The sequence below is a fragment of the Acidovorax sp. sic0104 genome (genome assembly GCF_019219095.1).
Taxonomy (GTDB): domain Bacteria; phylum Pseudomonadota; class Gammaproteobacteria; order Burkholderiales; family Burkholderiaceae_C; genus Acidovorax.
Genome location: NZ_JAHUWH010000004.1, coordinates 207,781 through 232,153, shown reverse-complemented (window position 1 = coordinate 232,153; position 24,373 = coordinate 207,781). Strand labels below are relative to the sequence as shown.

21 protein-coding genes are annotated in these 24,373 nt (G+C 65.4%); 11 read left to right on the top strand and 10 right to left on the bottom strand.

Annotated features, from left to right (window positions below; genetic code table 11):
• Window positions 1-11: 11 nt before the first annotated feature.
• The gene (locus tag KW835_RS09205; protein ID WP_218382052.1) at window positions 12-608 is read left to right on the top strand and encodes a YqiA/YcfP family alpha/beta fold hydrolase; all 597 of its coding nucleotides are present in this window, start codon (window positions 12-14) and stop codon (window positions 606-608) included.
• 59 nt (window positions 609-667) lie between these two features.
• On the opposite strand, the gene KW835_RS09200 is transcribed toward KW835_RS09205, so the two are convergent.
• Window positions 668-2,236, bottom strand: coding sequence for a PglL family O-oligosaccharyltransferase (locus KW835_RS09200; protein ID WP_218382051.1), 1,569 nt, complete (start codon window positions 2,234-2,236; stop codon window positions 668-670).
• Between the two features lie 150 nt (window positions 2,237-2,386).
• On the opposite strand from KW835_RS09200, the gene KW835_RS09195 reads away from it, so the two are divergent.
• The 4 genes from KW835_RS09195 to mtgA all read left to right on the top strand — a co-directional run bounded on the left by KW835_RS09195 (window position 2,387) and on the right by mtgA (window position 7,174).
• Window positions 2,387-4,465: a ribonuclease catalytic domain-containing protein gene (locus KW835_RS09195; protein WP_218382050.1), complete on the top strand. Its 2,079-nt coding sequence runs from the start codon at window positions 2,387-2,389 to the stop codon at window positions 4,463-4,465.
• A gap of 12 nt (window positions 4,466-4,477) precedes the next feature.
• Window positions 4,478-5,338, top strand: a complete 861-nt coding sequence (locus tag KW835_RS09190; protein ID WP_218382049.1) for an energy transducer TonB — start codon at window positions 4,478-4,480, stop codon at window positions 5,336-5,338.
• Between the two features lie 118 nt (window positions 5,339-5,456).
• A complete protein-coding gene (gene aroE / locus KW835_RS09185; RefSeq protein ID WP_218382048.1) occupies window positions 5,457-6,296 on the top strand; it encodes a shikimate dehydrogenase in 840 nt (279 codons plus the stop codon).
• Window positions 6,297-6,439: 143 nt separating this feature from the next.
• Entirely contained in the window at window positions 6,440-7,174 is a 735-nt protein-coding gene (gene mtgA, locus KW835_RS09180; protein ID WP_218382047.1) for a monofunctional biosynthetic peptidoglycan transglycosylase, read from the top strand.
• Between the two features lie 21 nt (window positions 7,175-7,195).
• Here mtgA and KW835_RS09175 read toward each other — a convergent pair whose 3' ends face one another.
• The 6 genes from KW835_RS09175 to KW835_RS09150 form a co-directional block, all read right to left on the bottom strand.
• Complete coding sequence (locus tag KW835_RS09175) at window positions 7,196-7,843, bottom strand: LysR family transcriptional regulator (RefSeq protein ID WP_218382046.1); 648 nt, start codon at window positions 7,841-7,843, stop codon at window positions 7,196-7,198.
• 207 nt (window positions 7,844-8,050) lie between these two features.
• Window positions 8,051-9,268, bottom strand: coding sequence for a glycerate kinase (locus KW835_RS09170; RefSeq protein WP_255593427.1), 1,218 nt, complete (start codon window positions 9,266-9,268; stop codon window positions 8,051-8,053).
• A gap of 152 nt (window positions 9,269-9,420) precedes the next feature.
• A complete protein-coding gene (locus KW835_RS09165; RefSeq protein WP_218382044.1) occupies window positions 9,421-10,743 on the bottom strand; it encodes an MFS transporter in 1,323 nt (440 codons plus the stop codon).
• Window positions 10,744-11,067: 324 nt separating this feature from the next.
• Complete coding sequence (locus tag KW835_RS09160; protein WP_218382043.1) at window positions 11,068-11,982, bottom strand: hydroxymethylglutaryl-CoA lyase; 915 nt, start codon at window positions 11,980-11,982, stop codon at window positions 11,068-11,070.
• Between the two features lie 159 nt (window positions 11,983-12,141).
• On the bottom strand, window positions 12,142-13,134 hold the full coding sequence (locus tag KW835_RS09155) for a tripartite tricarboxylate transporter substrate binding protein (RefSeq protein ID WP_218382042.1): 993 nt from the start codon (window positions 13,132-13,134) through the stop codon (window positions 12,142-12,144).
• Window positions 13,135-13,220: 86 nt separating this feature from the next.
• Window positions 13,221-14,504, bottom strand: coding sequence for a hydroxymethylglutaryl-CoA reductase, degradative (locus KW835_RS09150; RefSeq protein ID WP_218382041.1), 1,284 nt, complete (start codon window positions 14,502-14,504; stop codon window positions 13,221-13,223).
• 128 nt (window positions 14,505-14,632) lie between these two features.
• Here KW835_RS09150 and KW835_RS09145 point away from each other — a divergent pair, with 128 nt between their 5' ends.
• Window positions 14,633-16,060, top strand: coding sequence for a PLP-dependent aminotransferase family protein (locus KW835_RS09145; protein WP_218382040.1), 1,428 nt, complete (start codon window positions 14,633-14,635; stop codon window positions 16,058-16,060).
• A gap of 194 nt (window positions 16,061-16,254) precedes the next feature.
• Here the strand turns inward: KW835_RS09145 and KW835_RS09140 are convergent, their stop codons facing one another.
• Entirely contained in the window at window positions 16,255-16,944 is a 690-nt protein-coding gene (locus KW835_RS09140; RefSeq protein ID WP_218382039.1) for a hypothetical protein, read from the bottom strand.
• A 174-nt stretch (window positions 16,945-17,118) separates the two neighbouring features.
• Between KW835_RS09140 and KW835_RS09135 the strand changes: the two genes are divergently transcribed.
• From KW835_RS09135 to ruvC, 4 genes are all read left to right on the top strand, one after another.
• Window positions 17,119-18,948 carry a M48 family metallopeptidase gene (locus tag KW835_RS09135; protein ID WP_218382038.1) on the top strand — a complete coding sequence of 610 codons (1,830 nt, stop codon included), beginning with the start codon at window positions 17,119-17,121 and terminating at the stop codon, window positions 18,946-18,948.
• Window positions 18,949-19,082: 134 nt separating this feature from the next.
• Complete coding sequence (locus tag KW835_RS09130) at window positions 19,083-19,856, top strand: lysophospholipid acyltransferase family protein (protein WP_218382037.1); 774 nt, start codon at window positions 19,083-19,085, stop codon at window positions 19,854-19,856.
• 10 nt (window positions 19,857-19,866) lie between these two features.
• The gene (locus KW835_RS09125; RefSeq protein WP_218382036.1) at window positions 19,867-20,859 is read left to right on the top strand and encodes a phosphatidate cytidylyltransferase; all 993 of its coding nucleotides are present in this window, start codon (window positions 19,867-19,869) and stop codon (window positions 20,857-20,859) included.
• 57 nt (window positions 20,860-20,916) lie between these two features.
• On the top strand, window positions 20,917-21,465 hold the full coding sequence (gene ruvC / locus KW835_RS09120) for a crossover junction endodeoxyribonuclease RuvC (RefSeq protein ID WP_218382035.1): 549 nt from the start codon (window positions 20,917-20,919) through the stop codon (window positions 21,463-21,465).
• A gap of 27 nt (window positions 21,466-21,492) precedes the next feature.
• Here the strand turns inward: ruvC and KW835_RS09115 are convergent, their stop codons facing one another.
• Both KW835_RS09115 and KW835_RS09110 read right to left on the bottom strand, forming a co-directional pair.
• The gene (locus tag KW835_RS09115) at window positions 21,493-22,245 is read right to left on the bottom strand and encodes a M48 family metallopeptidase (protein WP_218382034.1); all 753 of its coding nucleotides are present in this window, start codon (window positions 22,243-22,245) and stop codon (window positions 21,493-21,495) included.
• 388 nt (window positions 22,246-22,633) lie between these two features.
• Window positions 22,634-23,119 carry a CZB domain-containing protein gene (locus KW835_RS09110; protein WP_218382033.1) on the bottom strand — a complete coding sequence of 162 codons (486 nt, stop codon included), beginning with the start codon at window positions 23,117-23,119 and terminating at the stop codon, window positions 22,634-22,636.
• 197 nt (window positions 23,120-23,316) lie between these two features.
• On the opposite strand from KW835_RS09110, the gene KW835_RS09105 reads away from it, so the two are divergent.
• Window positions 23,317-24,345, top strand: coding sequence for an LLM class flavin-dependent oxidoreductase (locus tag KW835_RS09105; RefSeq protein WP_218382032.1), 1,029 nt, complete (start codon window positions 23,317-23,319; stop codon window positions 24,343-24,345).
• The last annotated feature ends 28 nt before the right edge of the window (window positions 24,346-24,373 follow it).

Genomic DNA, 24,373 nt, shown 5'->3' with positions numbered 1-24,373 from the left:
TTTCCCCCGCCATGACCACCACACAGCCCGTCACCCACCTTCTGTACCTGCACGGTTTTCGCTCGTCGCCCCAGTCCGCCAAGGCCCGGCAGATGGCCGCGCACGTGGCGCAGCGCCATCCGGACGTCACCTTCTGGTGCCCTCAGCTCCCGCCTTCGCCCCGGGAGGCGATGGAGCTGGTGGCCCAAGGCATCGCCCAGTGGCCCGGCGCGGCGATGGGCGTGGTCGGCTCATCGCTCGGCGGCTTCTACGCCAGCTGGGTGGCCCACCACAAGCGCTGCCCGAGCGTGATGCTCAACCCCGCTGCCCATCCGGCCCGCGACCTGGCGCGCTACATCGGCGAGCAGACCGCATGGCACGACCCGGCGGAGCGGTTTTACTTCCGGCCCGAGTACATCGACGAACTGCGGGCGCTGGATACCAGCAGCCAGCCCCCGGCCAGCCGTGAGCTGGCCATCATCGCCAAGGGCGACGAGGTGCTGGACTGGCGTGAAATGGTGGCGCGCTACCCCCATGCCCGCGTGCTGCTGCAGGAGGGCGGAGAGCATGCGCTCGTGAATTTCGAGGAATACCTGCCCGCCGTGGTGGAGTTCCTTGCCCTGGCCTGAGCGGCGAAGGAACCGGCGGGGCCGCCAGACAGCGCCCCTGTGGGCAGCCGGCCAGCCCGTCAGCCCGGCTCCGAGGCCTGCGCGCTGCGCCGGCCCATGAACCGTTCGTATTCGCGGGGGTAGGCCAGGCGGTAGCGCTTCATGTGGAACGCCGCCTCATCGTCCTCGCCCAGCATCACTGCGCTCTCGATCAGCGCCTCGACAACCCTCGGTTCGGGGGAGTAGTGAAGCATCTCCAGGGCCAGCGCATTCATCCGGGCCGCATTGTCCCGGGTGGGCGCCATGGTGGTCAGGCGCGCAAAATCGACCTGGTTTGCAAACAGCACGGAGCCGCCCACCTTGGCCTGCGTGTCATCGCGGTAGGCCGCAGCCCGCTCGGCATAGGGCTTGTACAGCTGGCTCACACGGCGGTAGTCCCACGCGGCATAGCCGCACAGCGCCCAGAGCAAGGCCGTGCAGGCCCCCGCCGCCGCCATGCCGCGCGCCGACAGCACCCGGCGCCGGGGCCACAGCAGCAACGCCAGGGCAGCCAGGGTCACGATCTGGAAAGGGCCGTACCACAGCGGGTACTCCAGCATGCTGTGCAGCCCGATGATGGCCAGCACGCCCCACGCGAGCTGGCGCGCCGGGTCCACCTCCCGCCAGGGCCGGCTGGCCACCACCCAGGCCAGCACGCCAGCGCACAGTGCCGCCGCCGCAGGCAGCCCCAGCTCGACCGCCAGGTGCAGCGGCAGGTTGTGCGCGTTGTCCAGCAGCACACAAAAGCGCTCGCCGGGGAACAGGGTGATGTAGTGGGCATAGTCCAGCTCACCCCAGCCCCAGCCCAGCCAGGGCTTCTGCGCGATGAGGGTGAGCATGTTCGACCACAGCACCCGGCGGCTGGTGCAGGAGTGCGAATCGCCCGCAAAGCGCTGGGACAGCACCTCCGCGCGCGCACCCTGCAGCTGCCACAGCAGCTCTGGAAGCGCCCAGGCCGCGACGACGTAAAGCGCCAGCGCCGCCAAAGCCAGCCGCAGCGCAGCGCCCGCCCCCGTGCGCCGCCAGCACACCACCAGCCCCACGACCAGCAGCCACTGCACGGCGCCGGTGCGTGACGCCGTCGCGGCCTGCGCCAGTGACATCCAGGCGATCGCAGCCACCGTGAGCACGCTGGCCATGCCCTCGGGCAGGCTCCAGCGCGGTGCGGCGCCCAGCATGGTGCCCGGCGCCCAGCGCCACCGCTGCGCATGCTGCGTCCACCACAGCAGCGCCCACAGCCCGAGGCTCAACAGCGAGGCCTGCTGATTGCGCTGCCGCAGGTTGCCCACCGCCTGCCCGATGGTCGAGGCATGGATCCAGGGCGCCAGGCCCACGTCGCCGGCCAGGTACTGGACCAGCCCGATGAAACTGCCCGCCGTCGCTGCCACCGCCAGCCCCAGCGCCAGGAGCTGGCCCCACGCCAGGCGGCCGGCGGGCTCCAGCCCCCGGGGGCGCGCGCCCCGCAAGGCGGCCATCAGCAGCAAACCGGCCCCGCACACCCAGGACACCAGCATCGGCCAGAAGTTGCCTGTGGGAGAGTCTGTGAAGGAAAACAGAAACGGCAGCGCTACCGCCAGGACAAACGACAACGGCGCGACGGAAAAAGGCATCTCGGCAGGAAAGGGCGGCTAGGGAATGAAGGGAAAGACCGGCGGGGCGTCACGCGGATCATAGGCGCAGCGAACCGCGGGGCCGCGTCCACGCCCGGACTGGTCAGCCCCCCACCGGACCCCACCGCCACCCATGGGACAATCCCTGCCATGCATGCACTGTTTGAAGAAGCCGGCAAATTCATGGCCGGCCGTATCCTGTCGGAAGCCGATACCTCGGCCCAGGTGGAGCTCGATTCCGGCAAGCGGGTCAAGGTCAAGGCCGCCAACATCCTCCTGAAGTTCGAAAAACCGGCCCCGGCCGAACTGATCGCCCAGGCCCAGGCCGTGGCCGAGACCATCGAGCTGGATCTGGCGTGGGAGTTCGCTCCCGAAGACGAATTCGGCTTTGCTGATCTGGCGCGCGATTATTTTTCCGACAACGCCACCATGGTCCAGCAGGCCGGCGCGCTGTTTCGCCTGTACGACGCACCGCACTACTTCCGCCGCGCGGGCAAGGGCCGTTTCAAGAAGGCATCGGCCGAGATCCTGCAACAGGCGCTGGCCGCCATCGAGAAGAAAAAGGCCATCCTTGCGCAGATCGACGAGTGGGCCGCGCAACTGGGCCGGGGCGAATGCCCGCAGCCCATCCGCGACCAGCTCTACAAGATATTGTTCAAGCCCGACAAGAACGCGCCCGAGTACAAGGCCGTGGTCGATGCCAGCCGCGCCACGCACACCGCGCCGCTCGACCTTTTGCAAAAGGCCGGCGCCATCGACTCGGCCTACCAGTTCCACTGGAAACGCTTCCTGTTCGAGAACTTCCCCAAGGGCACGGGCTTTCCGGCCGTCACGGCGCCCGTCATTGCCGATGAGCTGCCGCTGTCCACCGCGCAGGCGTACTCCATCGACGACTCGCAGACCACTGAAATCGACGACGCGCTGTCGGTACAGGGCCTGGGCACCGGCACCGTGGTGCTGGGCATCCACATCGCCGCGCCCGGCCTGGCCATCCAGCCGGGCAGCGCCATCGACCAGTTGGGCCGCGCCCGCCTGTCCACCGTGTACATGCCGGGCTACAAGATCACCATGCTGCCCGACGACGTGGTGCAGACCTATACGCTGGACGAAGGCCGCGCCAACCCGGCCGTGTCGCTGTACGTGACCATCGACGAAGCCACGCTGGAATTCAAGGGCTCCGAGACCAGGCTCGAACGCGTGCACGTGGTTGCCAACCTGCGCCATGACCAGCTCGATGCCGTGGTGACCGAAGAATGGCTGGCCAACCCTTCTTTTCAGCATCAAAACGACCCGCAGCGCTTGTCTGACCTGCGCCCCCAGCTATCATTTTTGCACCGCCTGGCCAAGGACCTCAAGGCCCGCCGCGAAGTCGTGCGCGGCAAGCCCGAGAACTTCAACCGGCCGGACTACAACTTCCGCCTCGTCGGCAATGACGGCGCCGAGCCCACCGGCAATGAGCAGGTGCAGATCAGCGTGCGCCAGCGCGGATCGCCGCTCGATCTGATCGTGGCCGAGGCCATGATCGTGGCCAACAGCACCTGGGGCAGCTGGATGGCCGAGCTGGGCGTGCCCGGCATCTACCGCAGCCAGGCCAGCATGGCGCCGGGCGTGAAGGTGCGCATGGGCACCAAGGCGCTGCCGCATGCGGGCATCGGCGTCAAGGCCTACTCGTGGGCTACCTCGCCCCTGCGCCGCTACACCGACCTGGTCAACCAGTGGCAGATCATTGCCTGCGCCCGCCACGGCAAGACCGCAGCACTGGCCGCGCCGTTCAAGCCCAAGGACGCCGACCTGTTCTCCATCATCAGCAGCTTTGATGCCGCCTACGGCGCCTACAACGGCTACCAGGCCGGTATGGAGCGCTTCTGGACGCTCAAGTACGTGGAGCAGAACGGCATCACCGAGCTGAACGCCACCGTCTTCAAGGAAGGCCCGGGCGGCAGCTTTTTGGTGCGTGCGGACGACATTCCGCTGGTCTTCCCCGTGCTGGGCGCGCAGAACCTGCCGCGCGGCGCACGCCTGAAGGTCAAGCTGGGCGAGGTGGACGAGATCACCCTCGACATCCACGGCACCGTGATCGAACGCCTGGACGACCCGGCAGACAGCAGCGACGACGGCCCGGTGGAAGACGCCGAGGAAGACGACGACGCCGTGGCCGGGCCGATTGCGATTGCAGTGGACGTTAACGAGGCCCCCGCCGAAGCCGCTGCGGCAGCCGCTGCACCTTGATAATCACCGGCGATGAAACTCCCCGCCTTCCTTCGCACCTTCAGCACGCTGCAGCTGGCGCTGGGCGTCTCCATCGCCGTGCACGCCGCGCTGATCTCCGTGCGCTTCATCGACCCCGAGGGCTTCAACCGCGTGTTCCAGGACACGCCGCTCGAAGTCATCCTGGTCAACGCCAAGTCCAACGAGCGCCCCGACAAGGCCCAGGCGATTGCCCAGGCCAACCTGGCGGGCGGCGGTGACGCAGAAAAAGGGCGCGCCACCAGCCCCCTGCCCTACTCGGCCCTCACCGCCATCGGCGACGACTTCGAGGAAGCCCAGCGCAAGATGGACGCGATGCAGGAGCAGCAGGCCCAACTGCTCGCCCAGCTGCGCAAGCAGCTGGCCACCCTGCCCGAGCCCGACCCGCGCAAGGCGAGCCAGAGCGCCGAGCAGGCGGCCGAGCAGGAAAAGCGCCGCCAGCTCGTCAAGCTCCTGGCCGAGATCGAAAAGCGCATCAACGAAGAAAATTCGCGCCCCAAGAAGCGCTACATCAGCCCCGCCACGCGCGAAGAGGCCTACGCCGTCTACTACGACGCCCTGCGCCGCAAGGTGGAGGACAAGGGCACCGAGAACTTCCCCGAGCAGGGCGGCAAGAAGCTGTATGGGGAGCTGACCATGATCGTCACTGTCAACCACGATGGCCGGGTGCTGGACACCGAGGTCGTGCAAAGCTCGGGCAATTCGACCCTGGACCGCCGTGCCGAGGCCATCGCCCGCGCCGCCGGGCCGTTCGGCACCTTCGGCGCCGACATGCGCAAGAAAGCCGACCAGATCGCCATGGTGGCGCGGTTCAAGTTCACCCGGGACCAGACCCTGGAAACGAGTGTGAGGTAGCCCCCCTGAGTCGCCTGCGGCGGCTTCCCCGGGGGGCGCCGCCAGTGGCCGGGCAAAGCCCGTTCCACGGCGGCCCCGGTTCAGCCCCCTTCCAGCGTTGCACGCAGCAATTAACCACATGACCTCCTCTGCCGACCTGTACTGCGTGATGGGCAACCCCGTAGCGCACAGCCGCTCGCCCGCCATCCACGCCCGCTTTGCCGAGCTGACGGGCGAATCGCTCACCTACGAGCGCCGCCTGGTGCCCATGGACGGTTTTGCCCAGGGCGTGCGCGAGTTCGCCGCCCAGGGCGGGCGCGGCTGCAACGTCACGGTGCCGTTCAAGATCGACGCGCCGGGCCTGGCCACCGAATGCAGCGAACGTGTGCAGTTGGCCGCAGCGGCCAACACCCTCACCTTCCGCCCGGACGGCAGCATCTACGCGGACAACACCGATGGCCTGGGCCTGGTGGCCGACATCACGCGCAACGCCGGCGTCTCGCTGGCGGGGCGCGATGTGCTGCTGGTGGGCGCGGGGGGGGCCGCGGCAGGTGTGCTGGGCCCGCTGCTGCTGGCGGGCGCGCGGCACATCACCGTGGCCAACCGCACCCTGGAGAAAGCCCAGGCGCTGGTGCACACCCACAGCGCCTTGGCGGCGCTACAAAAATCAGAGCTTCTCGCGCTTACCCCGCAAGCGGTAGAGGCCGATTTCGATGTGATCATCAATGCCACGGCCACCAGCCTGGCCGGTGCGGGCGTGCCCGTGGCGCCCCATGTGCTGCGCCCCCGCAGCCTGGCCTACGACATGATGTACGGCCCTGCCGCGCAGGGGTTCCTCGACTGGGCCCGCCAGCACGGCGCGGTGCCGCGTGACGGACTGGGCATGCTGGTGGAGCAGGCGGCGGAGGCCTTCCTGCTGTGGCGCGGCGTGCGCCCGCCGTCGGCGCAGGTTCTGAGCGAGATGCAGCAGGCCACCTGAGCCACCGTCCGCATGCACGCCCTTGAACCGTTCACGTTGAGCTTGTCGAAGCGCCGCGCGAGGCTTCGACAAGCTCAGCCCGAACGGTTGTGCAAAGGCAGGCCCATGCATCCACAACACCCGACACCGAGAAAAACGCTCCAATGAAAGCCGTGCTGCGCTGGCTGGGACTGGTGGTGCTCGCCTTCGTGGCGCTGCAGCTGTTCTTCGTGGCCCGCATTGCGGCCATGGCCATGATCGACCCGGAATCCACGAGCTTCCAGCGCTCCGAAGCATGGAGCCAGCTGTCCGCCACAGGACATGTCCGCTGGCGCCAGCAGTGGGTGCCGTACGCCAGTATTTCCGACAGCCTCAAGCGCGCCGTGATCGCCTCGGAGGACGATGGCTTCGTCAGCCATGATGGCGTGGACTGGAACGCCATCGAGAAAGCGTGGGAGCGCAACGCGAAAGCCGAAGCCCAGGCCAGCAAGGCCCAGGCCCGCGCCCCCGACCGCCCGCAGCGTGCGCCCAGGATCCGCGGTGGCTCCACCATCACGCAGCAACTGGCCAAGAACCTGCTGCTGTCGGGCGAGCGCACCCTGCTGCGCAAAGGCCAGGAGTTCGTGCTCACGCTGCTGCTGGAGCAGTTGCTCTCCAAGCAACGCATCCTCGAGATCTATCTCAACAGCGTGGAGTGGGGCGAAGGCGTGTTCGGCGCCGAAGCCGCAGCCCAGCACTACTTTCGCAAGAGCGCCAGCAAGCTCGGCGCGGGCGAAGCCGCACGCCTGGCCGTGATGCTGCCCGCGCCCAAGCGGTTCGAGAAAGCGCCGGGATCGGCCTACCTGGCAGGCCGCACGCGCACCATCATGGCGCGGATGGGCAGCGCCGAGCTGCCATGAAGCCTGGCGCCGTCTCCCGGCTTACGTCAGCCGGTCGCCGGCAGGGTTGTTCTTCGTGACCGAGACGGCCTCGGCACCATCCGCATCGATCTGCCAGACCCGCTGAACGGATGCTGCGAGAGCCCGAAGGACGGCAGAGTCAGCCCTCGACCTGCGCCAAAGCAGCGACAACGGGCACGGCACCCTCGCACCACGCCACACAGCGGCGGCCCCTTGCGCAATGACCTGGCTTGCCAACCGCTCGCGCATCAGGCCGGCGCGCAACCTCTCCAGAACGGTTCCCGAGATGCCGTGGTTCAAAGACACATCGACATGCGGGTAGAAATTGAGAAGCGATGCCAACATGGGGCCCAGCTTCAAGGACTCGGGGTCGATGATGGTTCCAAGCCTGAGTGGGCCCGCCACCACTCCTCGAAGCGATGAAGCGGCACTCGCAAGCTGCTGCACCGAGTCGAGTGCATGTTGGGCGAGTGGCAACAACTGGCGGCCAGCGCAGGTGAGGGCCATCCCGGCCGGGCCCCGTTCGAACAACAAGGTGCCCAGCTCTTCCTCCAGCGCCTTGAGCTGCTTGGATACCGCTGACTGCGTCAAGTGCAGGTCGTCACTCGCTCGCGCAAGGTGGCCCGTCCTGGCTACCGCAGCGAAAGCCCTGAGCTGATGGAGTTCCATGGTGGCGAGCCAGCCTCGGACTTCGGGTCCGCCAAAGCCGGAGGGAGGATGTGCAGGAAGTTGATGGCACCCAATGTACTGAAAGGCGGGCCGGCTGCCACAGCGACTTTCCCTTGGCAAGAGCACTGCAGGCATTGCGCAGCGGCCTGCCTCGAGCGCGGCCCGGCCCGAGCGTGGCAACGAACTTGGTTTGACGATGCTGCGTGGCTACCTCACCAGCACTGCGCGGAAGTCGTTGACATTGGTGCGTGTAGGTCCCGTGACCACGAGGTCGCCGAGACGCTCGAAGAATGTGTAGGCATCGTTGGAGAACAAATGGTTCTGCGCATCGAGCCGAACGCCCCTGGCACGGGCAAGGGTGTGGGCGTCGATGAAAGCACCAGCGTTTGCTTCCACACCGTCGATCCCATCGGTATCGCACGCCAGCGCACTCAAGGGCAGCCCGTCAGCCGCCAGGGCCAGAGCCAATAGAAACTCGGCATTGCGCCCGCCCCTGCCGCCGCCCCGGACAGTCACCGTGGTTTCTCCACCGGAAAGGATGACGCAGGGCGCGGGGGTGGGTTCTCCATGCGTCGCGATCTGCGCTGCGATACCCGCGTGCACCGCAGCCACATCCCGGGACTCGCCCTCCAGGCTGCCGCCCAGCATGAGCACATTGAGCCCCTGAGACCGCGCATACTGTCCCGCGGCCGCCAACGCAGTTTGCGCCGTCGCGATGACTTGCACCTGCCGAGGCCCCAGTTCTTTCCGGGGTTGCAGCGCCATGCCACGCAGCCGGTCCATCACTTCAAAAGGCGCCCAGATGTTGCGCCGCCTCAGGATGTCCAGCGCCTCCAGTGCAGTGCTGGTGCATGGCACGGTCGGGCCGGAGGCCACCAGCGCCGGGTCATCACCCGGCACGTCCGAAATGATCAAGGTGACGACCCTGGCCTCGCCGCAGGCGACGCCCAGCTGCCCACCCTTGATCGCGGAGAGGTGGGTGCGCACACAGTTGATCTCGCTGATCGGCGCGCCGCTCTGCAGCAGGGCCTTGGCGATCCCGGCCTTTTCTTCCGGAGCAATGCCGTCCGCCGGCAGCGATAGCAGCGCTGAGCCGCCGCCGCTCATCAGGCAGATGACGAGGTCATCCGCTGTAGCGCTCTGCGCAAGCGCCAGAATCTGCCTCGCCGCGTCTCGGCCGGCCGCATCCGGGGCGGGATGACCTGCCTCGATGACGCGCACGTGGCGGGTCCTTTCACCATGGCCGTAGCGGGTCACCACGATGCCCTCCAACGGCCCGGACCAAGCCTCTTCCACGGCCGCTGCCATCCGAGCGGCTGCTTTACCTGCACCGATGACGATGGTCCGGCCGCGATGACCGGGCTGCGGCAGGTAACGCGAAACCACTGTCTTCGGGTCCACGGCCTTCAACGCTTCGTCGAACATCTTCACCAGCAGTTCTCGGTCGGACTGTGGCTCCACATCCAGCTTCGACGGCCCGTGGACGTGGGCAAGAGTCAACTCAAGCGATGAATCCGACACGGGGGCAGCCAAACCCAGGGTGGGCAGTGGATGGACGCTCGCCGTCATGTGCGTCCTCATGCGCGAGCCGGCACGCGGGGCGGCTCGCTGGCCGTGCCACGCCTGCGGGTCGCGGCGAGGGTCAGCAGAGCGCCCATCATGAGACTGCAGGCCAATACGAAAAGCCCGGCTTGCGCACTTCCGGTCACATCCTTGATGGCGCCGACCATGAAGGGGCTCACAAAGCCGGCCAGGTTGCCGACGCTGTTGACCAGCGCTATGCCGGCAGCGGCTGCAGTGCCGCCCAGAACGGCAGTCGGCAAAGTCCAGAACAACGGAAGGGTGGACAGAATGCCCATCGTTGCCAAGCTCAAGGCCACCATGGACAGCGTCACATCGTTGCCGAACAGCGCACTCAGCGCCAAGCCCGCAGCGCCCGCGCAAGCAGCCACGACGGTATGCCACCGGCGCTCACCCGTCCTGTCGGAGCTGCGACTGGCCAGCACCATGGCCAACGCAGCAAGCCCGTACGGAATGGCGGTCAACATGCCGACATCCAGCACATCCTTGACCCCAGCGCTCTTGATCAACTGCGGCAACCAGAAACTCACGCCGTACAGCCCCATGATGAAGCAGAAGTAGATGCCCGCCATCAGCCAGACCTGCGGGTTGCGGAACGCGCCGCCAACACCGTGGTCGCTCTTGAACCGCTCCTCACGCGCGATGTTGTTGATGATGTTCTGCTTTTCTGGCTCACTGAGCCACTTGGCGCCCTTGACGGAGTCGTCGAGATAGCCCAGCACGATGAAGCCGACGATCACGGAAGGGATCCCTTCGAGGACGAACATCCACTGCCAGCCAGCCAGGCCCTGGACGCCGGCAAACGACGTCATGATCCAGCCCGACAACGGGCCGCCAATGACCCCGGAGAGCGCGATGGCCGTCATGAACAGCGCCACAACGCGCGCTCTGCGCGCCGCAGGAAACCAGTACGTCAGATAAAGGATGATTCCTGGGAAGAAGCCCGCTTCGGCAATCCCCAAGAGAAAGCGCAGAACGTAGAAGCTTGCTGGAGAGCTCCCATACATCATCGCGGCGGAGATGATGCCCCACGAGATCATGATCCGGGCGATCCACACCCGGGCCCCGGTCTTGTGAAGGATGATGTTGCTGGGCACTTCAAAAAGGAAGTACCCGATGAAAAAGATTCCGGCACCGATGCCATAGACCGTTTCACTGAACTTCAGGTCGTTCAGCATCTGCAACTTCGCAAAGCCTACATTGACCCGATCCAGGTACGCGACGACATAGCAAAGAAAAAGGAACGGTATGAGCCGCCATACCACCTTGCGATAGACCGACTCCTCCAACGCCGTACCGGCGGCTTGATTTGCACTCATTGGGTTGTCTCCTGACGATTGGCAGCCGCATTGCTGCTGGTTGCGGCTCGGCGGAATTCCGAGCCACTGTCAGTCTAGAAATCCCCAGCTCCAGAGGCTATTGGCGAATATTCAACGGCATGCTGATGCCAAGGAAAGGCGTTGTGCAGCAATCACTTAGGAATGCGTTTTCAGCATCGATGGGGGTAAACACGCAGGCCTGGTTCCACCCCTCGGCGGCCAGCCTCGAAAGCCGGATTGCCGTCTGTAAAAAAGCGGCGTCAGTGCCCGTGCGAAAAGTTTGCGACGCGCATTGGCGTCTGGTGCACCTTCACCCTCGCCAGATCAGGCAGCCGATGTGGTTGAACAGTCGCCGTAGACGGCCAGTGCTGCGCGCGAAGAGGTCGCCCGCCCCAGTGCAGAACCGATGTACGACCCCGCCCGGATGAGCTTGTGCAGGTCGATGCCGGTCGCGTATCCCAGCCCGTGCAGAAGGTGCACCACGTCCTCCGTCGCGACGTTGCCGGAAGCGCCGGCAGCATAAGGGCAGCCGCCCAGCCCCGAAACGGAACTGTCGAAGGTACGGAGATCCAGCTCCAGGGACGCAACGATGTTGGCGATGGCCATGCCGTAGGTATCGTGGAAATGGCCGGCCAACTGCGGTGCAGGAATCACACGGATGCAGGCCTCGAGCATGCGCCGTGTGGAGTCAGGATTGCCACGGCCGATGGTGTCTCCCAGTGAGATCTCGTGGCAGCCCATCTCCCGCAAGATGAGCGCTACTTCCGAAACTTTCCCGGGCTCGATGTCCCCCTCATAGGGACACCCCAGGACACAAGAAACATAGCCGCGCACCCGCAGCTTGTTCTGGAGCGCGACGTTCATGACAGCGCGAAAGCGCTCCAGGCTCTCGCGTATGGAGCAATTGATGTTTCGCTGCGAAAACGTTTCCGAGGCGGCACCAAAGACCGCGATTTCTTCGCAGCCCGCTGCCATGGCAGCCTCCAGCCCCTGGATATTGGGCGTGAGCGCGCTGTAGTGGACATTCGCCATGCGCGGCACGCGTCGCATGACTTCTGCGCTGCCAGCCATCTGGCGCACCCATTTCGGCGACACGAAAGACGCGGCCTCGATGTGCCTGACGCCTGCGCCAACCAGCCGCTCGATCAGCCCGACCCTGGTGTCCACGCTGACAGGCTGCTTCTCGTTCTGCAGACCATCGCGCGGACCGACCTCAACAATCTTGACGTGCTCGCTCATGGGGTTTGCTGGTGCTGAAGTGGCTTGATCTACAACGGGCTGCAACCGGCCTGGAGCTCCGCTCCTCGCACCGGTCGGCTATCCCGCTGCCCCGCAGAGGCGCCAGCGGCACTGGTCTGCGGGGCTGCGGGCCTGTGGTTTCACGCAACGCCGATGCAATCACTCGATCGCAACCTTGGCGGTCTTGACGTACTGGCCCCAGCGATCGATCTCGCTGAAATAGAAGTTCTGGTACGCACGCTGCTCCATGTGTTCGACGACGAAGAACATCTTCTTGGTCTGCTCGACGATGGCAGGCTCCTTGAGGGTGGCGTCGACAGCTTCATGCACGCGTGCAATGACGTCTTCCGGCATTCCGGCGGGCCCGAAAATTCCCACCCAGGGTCCCCGTTCGACATTGAGACCGATTTCCTTCAAGGTCGGGACGTCCGGGAACTCCGGCAGGCGCTGGGGCATTGAGACGGCCAGCAAACGCAGATTGCCGCTGCGGATGTGGGGTTCAACGGTCGACAGGACGTTGATGGAACAGTCCACCTGTTGAGACAACTGGGCATTCAGCAGGGGCGCGGTGCCGTTATAAGGCACATGCAGGAGATCGACGTTCTTTGCGACCTTGAGCGCCTCCATCATCAGGTGTCCGGACGTGGCAGTGCTCCATGAGCCAAAGCTCATCGGGTTCTTTGCATCCTTGGCCATCTGCAGGAACTGGTTCAGATTCCTGGCGGGGTGGGATGCACTCACAACCAGCGCTGCCGGGAAGAATCCCAGGGGAGCGATAGCGACGAATTCCTTCTTCGGATCGTAAGGCGACTTCTTCATTGCATGGGGCGCAATGGTGTGCGACTCCATGCCGCCGTAGACGAGCGTGTAACCGTCCGCCGGACTGCGCGCCGCCGCGACGCTGCCGATCGTGCCGACGGCACCGGGGCGGTTGTCCACCACGATGGCCTGGCCGAGCCGCTTCTGAAGGCTCGTGCCCATGAGGCGCACGATCACGTCGCCACCGCCGCCTGCTGCCCAGGGGACGATGATCTTGACAGGGCGGTTGGGGAACGCGGCGCTCTGGGCGAACGCAGGTAACGCCACCGTTGACAACATCGTGGCGCCGAGGGAGCCGAGCACGGTGCGGCGCTTGAGCTGGGGTTGTTTCATTGTGATTGTCTCCAAGTTATCAGGGAACGGTCTGACGGGCTTTCAGCTTGGCTGACCCAGCCAACCTGTCGGCAACGCTGGATGTCTTACTTGCGGCGCAGCTCTTCGAGCAAGGCGAGCGCTCGGTCGGTGCGCACGTCGTGCTCGGCAGCCATCCGTTGGGCGATGGCATCCACCTCGTCGCCCGTGGCTCCAGCGACCAGGGCGATGTTGCGGGCGTGCAGTGCCATGTGGCCGCGCTGTATGCCTTCGGTGGCCAGGGCACGCAGCGCCCCGAGGTTCTGTGCAAGACCCACGGCGACGGCCACCTCACCCAGCTCCTGCGCCGACTTGACGCCCATGATCTTCAGGGACAGGCGGGCCAGCGGATGTGTCTTGGTCGCGCCCCCCACCAGGCCCACAGGCATGGGCATTTCGATGGTGCCGACCAGCGCGCCCTGGGTGTCTTTTTCCCAGGTCGTCAGTGAGGTGTAGCGGCCGTTTCGGCTGGCATAGGCATGGGCGCCAGCCTCGACCGCTCGCCAGTCGTTGCCGGTGGCAACGATGACGGGGTCGATGCCGTTCATGATGCCCTTGTTGTGCGTCGCCGCACGGTACGGATCGATGGCCGCGAAGGTGTAGGCATCCAGCACGCCTTCGATGATCTCTTCGCCGCTGCGCTCCTTGGTTGTGAGCGTTTCGGGCGTGAGCCGCACGCGGGCACGCGACAGACGCAGGTCGGCGAGGTTGGACAGGATACGCAGCCGCACGGTGCCGCCTGTGAGCTTCTCCACCAGGGGCGAAACCGACTCGGCCATGGTGTTGACGGTATTGGCACCCATCGCGTCGCGCACATCAACGATGAGGTGCATGACGACCATCGGACCGCGTGCCGTGTCGGGAAACACGTGGACCTCGATGTCACGGCAGCCGCCGCCCAGGCCGATGAGAACCTTGTCGCGGCTGTTGGCGACCGCCAGGATCTCGTCGCGGTGCTTCAGGAGCGCCAGGCGCGCGCCATAGGGGTCAGTGATTCCGATGACCTGCACCTGGGCACGCATCAGCGGCCCCGTGCTGGAGGTTTCGAAGCCGCCGCAATCGCGAGCCAGCTTGGCCATGAACGACGCGGCAGCCACCACCGAGGGCTCTTCAACCACCATCGGCACCAGGACATCGCGGCCGTTCACCTGGAAGTTGCCGCCGATACCGAATGGAAGCTCGAACGTTCCGAGGACGTTCTCCACCATGCCGTTGGCGCGCTCCACGGTGAGCGCACCGGGCCCGCTGATGAGAGCCCTCTCTTCCTCGGACAGGTCGGCAACGCGCGCAACATGCTCCAGGCGCTGTGACGGGGTGAGAGAACGAAAATTTGGAAGTCGTGAGTCGACCATTGAATGACTGCTTGGTAGTGGATACGGTATGGGTAAACTTTAAGATCACCGTACCAATCAAGAAAGGTACAGTTTGGGCAAACAGTTTCTTGTCCAGCAAGGGCACAGCGATGTGCAATAGGTGAAAGATGACAGCAGAAGGAAGCTCCCGGACACGTCGCTCCCGACCCGCCACATTGCCGGTCTCGGTCGCAGATGCCATCGAAAGGCAGATACGCGACGGCGCCTACAAGGTCGGCGACAAACTGCCGTCGCTGCGCGAGATGGCCGAACTCCACAAATACGCCAAGAACACCGTGGTCACGGCTTTCGAACTGCTCGTCTCGCGCGGGCTGATCGAACCTCGTCGAGGTGCCGGGTACTTCGTGGTCGACAAGCCCGCGTCCAAGGCGGCGGACGACGAGGCGGGCAGCCTGGGACGAGCCAGAGACATCGTTTGGCTGATGCGTGAGCAGCTCAAGACCGAGCCTGGCGCCTTGGCGATCGCCGATGGCTTTCCACCGGTCGAATGGCTTTCGGATGTGAGGCTGGACAAGTACCACCAGAAAGTCGTACGCACAGGACTGGGCTCCCTCTTTCGCTACGGCAGCCGCTTCGGGTACACGCCCCTGCGAGAGCATCTGGTGCGCAAAGTCGCGGATTTCGGGATCGGCGCCGAACCTCGGCAGATTGTCTTGACGCACGGTGCCAACGAGGCCATGGACATCGTCATTCGCTATTTCGTGCCACCCGGTGGCAAGGTCCTGGTGGACGACCCGGGCTACTACCCTTTGTTCGGCAAATTGAAGATGGCCAGCGCCGAGGTGCTGGGCGTACCGCGCCTGCACGATGGTCCCGACCTGGAAGCTCTGGAGCAGTTGCTGATCACCCAGCGGCCCAGACTCTTCTTCACGCAGTCGCTCGCACACAACCCGACAGGCTCGGACCTGTCCGCAGCAAAGGCCTTTCGCGTGCTGCAACTGGCACACAAGTATGACCTGCTGATCGTGGAGAACGATCCGCTTGCGGACTTCAAACCGACCTCGTCGCCGCGCCTGGCTTCTCTGGACCAGCTTGAGCGCACGATCTACATCGGCAGCTTCTCCAAGTCGTTCTCGGCCGCGCTGCGCGTGGGGTTCATTGCCTGCGGCGCAGATCTGGCCAGTGATCTTGCGGACCTGAAAGCGCTCATCCACGTCAGCAGTTCGGAGCTTTGCGAAAGAACAGTGGATGTGATGTTGAGCGAAGGCCACTACCAGAGACACCTGACCCGCTTGCGCAGTCGGCTGGGCGAAGCCACGGAAGGCGCGCGAGCACTTTTCGAATCCGTCGGCGCGAACATCTTCGCGAAGAACGCCCAGTCCCTCTACCTGTGGGTGTCCATGCCGGGGGTGAATGATTCAATGACTCTGGCAGACGCCCTGCTGCCACACAACGTCCGACTGGCGCCGGGCACGATTTTCAGCGTCGACGCCTCTGCGGCCTCGCCATGGTCCCGCTACAACGTGGGGGCCGTGATGGACCCAAGATTCAGAAAGGCTCTCCAGAGCGTGTTGATGCCATTGCGTTCGACCTAGGGTCTGTTCACACTATTTTTGCCGGATGCGTTGCGATGGAAAAAGCGCGAGGCGCCAAACGAAGCTGAGGTACAGCCCCAGTGAGGTTTGGCAACGCCGCGGATGGCCCTTTTGAATCGCAACCCGAAGAGAAGGCCGCCACAGCCACGCCACTCGTCGCTGCGTTCCTGACCAAGGCCCCGGCCTTGTCGTCGTCACGCGCCTGGATTGGCGCGACTGGGACGGCCTTCGCACTGGCAAAAAATAGTGTGAACAGGCCCCAGCTCAGCTGCCGCGTTTGCGAATTCATCGCAGCCCCCTGCACGAATGGTCATGCTTCCTTCAAAAAACGCAGTGGGCGAAAACTCCTCGAACCGTTCCGAGAAACTTGCAAGTCCTTGCCATCGCCAAGACAGCCGGACCGGCTGGGTGACAGCAGTACGCAATATTTCGGGGAACACATGGTGCAGTTGAACGACCCCTTTCGCGGCCCCACCTGAGAGCACCTTCACCGACTCGACGGAGTGCCCGAACGCCAATGGCCCGAGAAGCGCCTGTGGAGCCTCTTCTCCCGCCTGGGCTGAAAATCTATTGCTTATAAAAGCGGGAGACCATGGCTCGGTGTCCTGGTAGATCCACACAGTCCGATCACCGAGATTGCGAATTTCGAAATGCAGTTCGATTGCAGTGCTGTTCGCGAGGCAGCGTGTCTTGATCTCCAGCATTGGGCGCGACACTTCGGCTGCTGCGGAGACGGATGCCAACGCGAAGAACAGGGGCACGAGCGCTCTCATGAATTTCCACTTCAACAATTGATCCCCGGCAGCCAAGCCCGCCAGCCGTGCAAAACCGAGATCACTGCGATCGCCGGCCGGTGACTCAGGATACCTGCTGCCGGTGTTCATGGTGCTGGCTGGCTGACTGACTGACTGGCTCCCCATCGTCACCGGAATGCGCAGCCAGCGCAGATGCGCGAACCTTGCGGCCGTGGCAAGTGTTGCAATTCACCCCCATCGCGCGGGGCAGTCTGTACATGCGGAGCATCTGGCATTCCAATCGGCAACACCGCAAAAAATGCCATGCAATTTTCGACTTTCCAGAAATTAAAACTGATCGTTTTGTGCTTTTTTGTAGAGGCCATTTACTACATCCTCGCACTCGTTCCCGCAGTGGCGCTGACCTTGCTCTGCTCCATCTTTTACGCTCCAAGCACTTCGCTGCTGATCGGCGCCACGCTGTTTCTGGTGGTGGTGTGGGCGATCCAGCCAGACCCCGTCGATGACCGGGACGCGATCGAGGTGGCGCCGGAAAGCGTGCTGCATCAGTGGGTCCACGCGCTGTCGGCGGCCGTGGGGGGCACAAGGATTCACCGCATCGTGCTGACCGATGAGCTCAATGCCTCGGCCCATGTCTCCACCGGATTCATGGGACTGGGCGCACAAAGGACGCTCAGCATCGGGCTGCCGCTGCTGCAGTGCCTCTCCAGCAATGAAGTCAAAGCCATCGTGGCGCATGAACTGGGGCACTTCTCGCGGCAGCACAACCGGGCAGGCCAGTGGATCTACCGGGTCCGCTACAAGTGGGGCATCTTTCTGCTGGCACGCCGGTCCGACGAGGACGGGGCCATACAGTCGCTGCAAAAGCTGGTGGCCCGCTGGTTCATCCCGTACTTCCTGCGCCAGTCTTCTGCTTGGTCACACCAGTGCGAATACGAAGCCGACGAATGCGCCCAACGTGCGGGCTTGGCTGACAGCCTGATCGACGCGCTGGTCAAGATCGAACTGCAGCAGCACATCGAGCAGCATGCGATGCAGCAGGACTGGGTGCAATGGAAGCTCGAGTCCGACACCCCGCCCGGCGACATTCTCGAGACCGTGCACCGCAAGGTACAGCTCCACGCGGCGCAGTCCTTCACCCCCATGCTGGCAGTGGCGGCCGCGCGCCCGGCAAGCCTTTACGACACACACCCCCTCCTGCAGCAGCGCGCAAGCCAGCTTGGCGTAGCGATCAAGCCCCCTCAGTGGTATGGCGCCTGCGCGGGGGCCGAGGCCTTTCCTGACGATTGGCCGGCGCGCTTGCATGCGCACCAGGCGGCATGGATCTACAAGCACCAGCACGGGTGGTGCTTTGCTCACTACCGTTTGCGCTGGCTGCAGGCGCAAGCCGGCACGAACCCGGCCGACCTGGCATTGCAGGCCGTGGCGACGGCATCGCTGTCCACATCCGCAGAGGCACTGGATGCACTGCGCGCCCTGGTGGCAGAGCATCCTGGCGACGCGTACCTGAACTACGAGCTGGGCCGCGCCCTGCTCGACGCTGAGCATGAGGACGGCATCGCCTATCTGCAGGCGGCCGTGCGGCTGAACAAGAAGATGGCGGTGCCGGCGCTGCAACGGATCTCCGAGCACCACCTGGGCCGCGACTGCGCGCGGGACATCGAACGGTCGATCAGAATGCTGGACGCCGCGACGCGCTGGACCGACGCCTTCATCGACGAAGACCTGTGGAGCCGGTTTGCCAACGAGCCCCTGGAGCCGCTCCCCGCCGCCGCGCGCGGCCTGTTTCGCGATGCGGTCATCGGCAACCACCGGATCGACGGATGCTGGGTGGGCAGCCTGCAGTCCCGGGAAATCGATGGGCACCGGTTCAGGATCAACCTGGTGGTGTTTCGCATGGATGGATCGGGCGAACCGGCGCACCACCACGCCGAGGACGCCATGAGGAACCACATGGCCCGCATGCTGGAAACCGTGACCCGGCCCGACGAGCTCGCCTGCGTGAAAGCGGTGTTCTATACCGAACCTCTGAACCCGCGCCTCCTGCACAACATCAGTCAACACCCCGATGTCTGCATCGCGCCACCCCGGGGCCCCGTGAACCAGGACCTGATCAGGATCGACGCGCTCTGAGCCTGCCAGCGAAGGCAGCGCACGTGGGGCGCCGTCGGGGCACGTCAACGCACACCACCGGCGGCCCCGGGTGACTGCGGACGCCGCCGAGATACCGGCAGGCGGGCCGGCATGCGCCACGTATCATCCGCGCCATGCTTGCCAAGTTGATGAGTCTCCTCCTGCTGGGAATCGTGCGGTTCCTCACCGGCTCCCAGGCCCGCTGGTACGGTTGCCCGCCCAAGGCCGAGCAGCGCATCTATTTCGCCAACCACCAGAGCCACGCCGACATGGTGCTGATCTGGGCCGCGCTGCCTGAGGAGCTGCGCAGCATCACGCGGCCCATCGCGGCCAAGGACTACTGGACCAAGACGCCGTTTCGGCAGTGGATCACCACGGCGGTGTTCAACGCCGTGTACGTGGACCGCCAGGCCACACCTGCCCGACCGCCCGCCCCGGTGGCGAACGACCCCGTGGGGGTGATCGGTGCCATGGCCAGCGCCTCGGCCGAGGCCGACACCGCCATGGCAGGAGGCCCCGACCCGTCACCCGAAGCCCCGCCGCGCGCACCCACGCCCCAAGAGCGGCGAGCGGCCCTGCCTGAGTCGGACCCGCTGGCGCCCCTGGTGCGCGCGCTGGAGAGCGGCGACTCCATCGTGATCTTTCCCGAAGGCACGCGCGGCCATGGCGACGAGCCGCAGCCGTTCAAGTCGGGGCTGTTCAAGCTGGCCCAGATGTTCCCGCAGGTCGTGCTGGTGCCTGCCTGGATCAACAACGTGCAGCGCGTGATGCCCAAGGGCGAGGTAGTGCCCGTACCCATCCTGTGCTCGGTAACATTCGGCGAGCCCATCGCCCTTCAAGCGGGTGAAGAGCGCCGGCCCTTCCTCGACCGTGCGCGCCGCGCCGTGATCGCCCTGCGGGACGTCTGAGCCTTAAACCATGAACGACTTCCTGCGCAACCTCACCGCCACCCAGCAGATCGGGGCGCTGTTCCTGGTCGTGTTCGGCATCCTGTCCACCGTCACCGTGTGGGCCTTCGTGCGCAACCTGCGCGAGCACGCGAGCGACGACCCGGCATCGGAAGCCCGGACGCTGGAGGCCAAGCGTTTCTGGGGCCTGCTCAAGACCTCCTGGATGATGGCCACCGTGTTCTGGGTGGGCTGGGTGCTGGGCGAGACCGTCGCCACGGTGCTGTTTGCCATCGTGGCGTTCTTTGCGCTGCGCGAGTTCATCACGCTCTCGCCCACGCGCCGCGGCGACCACCGCAGCCTGGTGCTCGCGTTCTTCGTGGTGCTGCCGCTGCAGTTCTGGATCGTGGGCAGCAAGCACTTCGACCTGTTCACGGTGTTCATACCGGTCTACGTGTTCCTGGCCATCCCGGTGGTGAGCGCTCTCGCCAACGACCCACAGCGCTTTCTGGAGCGCAACGCCAAGCTGCAATGGGGCATCATGGTCTGCGTGTATGGCATGAGCCATGTGCCCGCGCTGCTGCTGCTGGACTTTCCGGGCTACCGCGACAAGGGCGCGTTCCTGGTGTTCTTCCTGGTCTTCGTGGTGCAGACCTGCATGGTCGTGCAGCACCTGCTGGGCCGGCGCTTCCCGCACAAGCCCGTGGCGCCACAGGTGAGCCAAAGCTTTCAGTGGGTCAGCTGGCTCGCAGGTGTGGGTGTGGGCGGACTCATGGGTGGGCTGCTCACCTTCATCACGCCCTTCAAGCCCGGCCAGGCGCTGGGCATGGCGCTGCTGGCCTGCGTGGCGGGCAGCCTGGGCCACCTCGTGATGAAGGCCTTGAAGCGTGACCGCGGCATCACGAGCTGGGGCATGCAGGGCATGTCCGTTACCGGCGCGGGCGGGTTGCTCGACCGCGTGGACGCACTGTGCTTTGCAGCGCCCGTGTTCTTCCATTCGGTGCGCTGGTACTTCGGCCTATAAGAAAAACGGCGCCTACCGATTGATGGGAAAGCGCCGTTAGCTACCAAAAATATAGCAATGCGAATCCTAGGCATCGACCCCGGCCTTCAGACCACCGGCTTCGGCGTGGTGGACATGGACGGCCACCAGCTCAGCTACGTGGCCAGCGGCACCATCCGCACCACCACGCTGGCGCTGGGTGACCTTCCCGGCCGTTTGAAGATCCTGTTCGACGGCATCACCGAGGTAGCGGCCCGCTACGAGCCCGACGTGGCCTCGGTCGAAATCGTGTTCGTCAACGTCAACCCGCAGTCCACGCTGCTGCTGGGCCAGGCGCGGGGCGCGTGCATCACGGCGCTGGTGGCCAGCAACCTGCCGGTGGCCGAGTACACCGCGCTGCAGATGAAGAAAGCCGTGGTGGGCCACGGCCGGGCGGCCAAGAGCCAGGTACAGGAGATGGTGCGCCGCCTGCTGCAGCTGCCCGGCCTGCCGGGCACCGATGCGGCCGACGGCCTGGGCCTGGCCATCACCCATGCCCATGCCGGAACAGCCATGGGCCGGCTGGGCGAAGCGGCCACGCTGAACCGGCGCCAGCACGCGATGTACAAGGGTGGGCGCAGCTATTAGGGCGTGCCGCCCATCAATTGCACCAGCTCAGGCCAGCTGCGTCTTCATGCGGTCTGCCCGCTCCTTGGGAGACGGGTGTGTGGACAGGAAACTGGTCGAGTCGCCGCCGGACATGGCCGCCAGCTTCTCCAGCGCGGAGACACAGGCCGCAGGCTGGTAGCGCTTGGCTTTCATGAAGCCCATCGCGTAGTCGTCTGCCTCACGCTCGTTGCTTTGCGAGTGCTGCGCACGCACCACTTTTTCGAACAGGTCACCCAGCTGCGAACTGGCAAGCGCGCCAGCGCGGCTGTTGCTGGCCGACACCGCGTTGCGCAGCGCGCTGGTGCGCAGGGCGGCCTGGATGCGGGCCTTGCTGTGGCCGTGCTTGACGTGGCCGATCTCGTGGCCGATGACGTAGCGCACTTCGTCGTCGGTGAACTTGTCCATCAGGCCCGAATACACGCGGATGGTGCCGTTGGCCATGGCGAACGCGTTGATCTCCGGCGTCAGGTACACCTTGAAGTTCATCTTCAGGCCGTCGTATGTGCCCAGGCCTGAGGTCAGCTTGTTCAGGCGCGAGGCGTACGGGTTGCCTGCGGGGGCGATCTTGTTCTGGCGGTCGCTCTCCTGAGCCATCTGGTCGAAGTAGCTGCTGACTTCGGCATCGGTCAGGCTTTCGGACTTGGTCAGGTCCTTGCCGGCATCGAGCATCTTGCCCAGATCGAACTGCGCCCATACGGGCGACACGGCGCTCACGCCAGACGCCAAGGTGGCGAGCGTCAACAGTTGACGGCGGTCCATGCGAATCCCTCTCTCATCGTTGCGGTTGATTGTTATTGCGTTGCTGCATCGCACGGGCCGCTGTGAAGAGCCTTTCGATGCGCGGCGAAGAATAGCCATCAAAACGCAAAATGTTGCGCCGTTCGATGTCTGCAGATGTAAGAGGTGTATAGCCCTGCGGCCCGGCGATAGGTGCGGGTGCCGCGTGAGAGTCCCGCCCCAGGCGCGGCCAGCAAATGCCTTGCCGCGCAGCAAAACACTGCGCACAGCCATGCTGGATGAACGCTGAACGCTATCGAATGATGAGCAAAGGGTAAGCCCGACGCCCCGACGCCGGCCCGCGTCCTGCGCCTGCACGGCCTTCGTGCTGAATGTACGCCCTGTTACCGAGGCCGCGCCACCATCGCGCTCACCGACCCAGTCCGCGCTTGAGTTCCTTGAGCAGCAGCAGCACCTGGTTCGACGCGTGGCGGCAGCTGCTGTTGAGCAACTGCACGGCCTTTTGCTGCTCGCCCGCCTGGAATAGCGTCACCACGTCGGCGGCCTGCTGGTGAAAGTACTTGTGCCGCGCCACCAGCATGGCAAACGCAGGGTAGTGGCCCAGGCGCACCTTGCCCGTGCCGTAGAGCCAGCGGCCCAGGTCGCAGCGGTCGTCCTGGCAGATGCGTTCGGGGCGCATGACCTCCTCGGATCGGCGGTTGACCATGTCCTGCAGCTGCAGGCGCCACCGCTCGTGGCTGGCAATGGCGGCATCGATGTCTATCTCGGTCATCAGCATCGAGGCGTACTCTGCGTCCAGCACCAGTTCGCTGCCGTTGTCCTCCATGGCCCAGGTGGTGTCGGGGCTGGCGGGGTCTTGCTCCCTGATCTTGAACAGACGGCTGAAAAAACCCATGCTTGGTCCCGGTAGCGGCCTTGCGCGGAGCCGGAAATGACCCGCCAGTAATGCCTTGAAACATTTTGTGGGGGCGCAGCATTTTTGGCTACCAAAAAATTACCGGCGAGTATGTTGTGCCGGATGCAACCCTTCTGGCGCAGCCGGCTCTGGGGCACCCCGCGACACGAATGCCTTGCGCGCAAGACAATGCACGCATGACTTCCACTGCCCACCGCTCTGCCCTGTCCATGCTCGATCTGGTTGCCGTCCGCGAAGGCGGCACGGTGGCCGATGCCCTGCAGATCGCCCTGCGCACCGCACAACATGCCGAGAAGCTGGGTTTTGCCCGCTACTGGCTGGCCGAGCACCACAACATGGCGGGCATCGCCAGCTCGGCCACCGCCGTGCTGGTGGGCCACATCGCAGGCGGCACTTCGCGCATCCGCGTGGGTTCGGGCGGCGTCATGCTGCCCAACCACGCGCCCCTTGTGGTGGCCGAGGCCTTCGGCACCCTGGCCGAGCTGTACCCCGGCCGCATCGACCTGGGCCTGGGCCGCGCACCGGGCACCGACCCCGCCACCATGCGCGCGTTGCGCCGCAGCCGCGTGGAGACGGCGGACGACTTCCCTCAGGATGTCGCCGAGCTGCAGCGCCTGCTGGCCCCCGAGGTGCCCGGCCAGCGCCTGATCGCCATGCCCGGTGCGGGCACGAACGTACCCATCTGGCTGTTGGGCTCCAGCCTGTTCTCGGCCCAACTCGCGGCCGAGCGCGGCCTGCCCTACGCCTTTGCCTCGCACTTCGCGCCTCGCCTGCTGCACCAGGCCATCGACCTGTACCGCAACCTGTACCGGCCGTCTGATGCATGGCCCAAGCCCCACGTGGCCATCGGCGTGCCACTGATCGCCGCCCCCACGGACGAGGAGGCCGAATACCTGGCCAGCAGCACCTACCAGCGCGTCCTGGGCATCCTGACGGGCGACCGGCGGCGCCTGCTGCCGCCCGTCGAGAACTTTGCCGCCCGCCTGCAGCCGCAGGAGCGTGCGGCGATCGGCGACTTCCTGGCAGCGGCCGTCATCGGCGGGCCCGATACCGTGCGCGCCGGCCTGGCGCAGCTGGCCGAGGCCACGCAGGCCGACGAGTTCATGCTGGTGAGCGACGTGTACGACCCTGCGCTGCGGCTGCGCTCGCTGGAGATCGCCGCGCAGGCCCATGCGGCGCTCACCAGCCCTGCCGCCGCGCACTGAAACAGGCCCCGGCGGGGGGCGACAACAC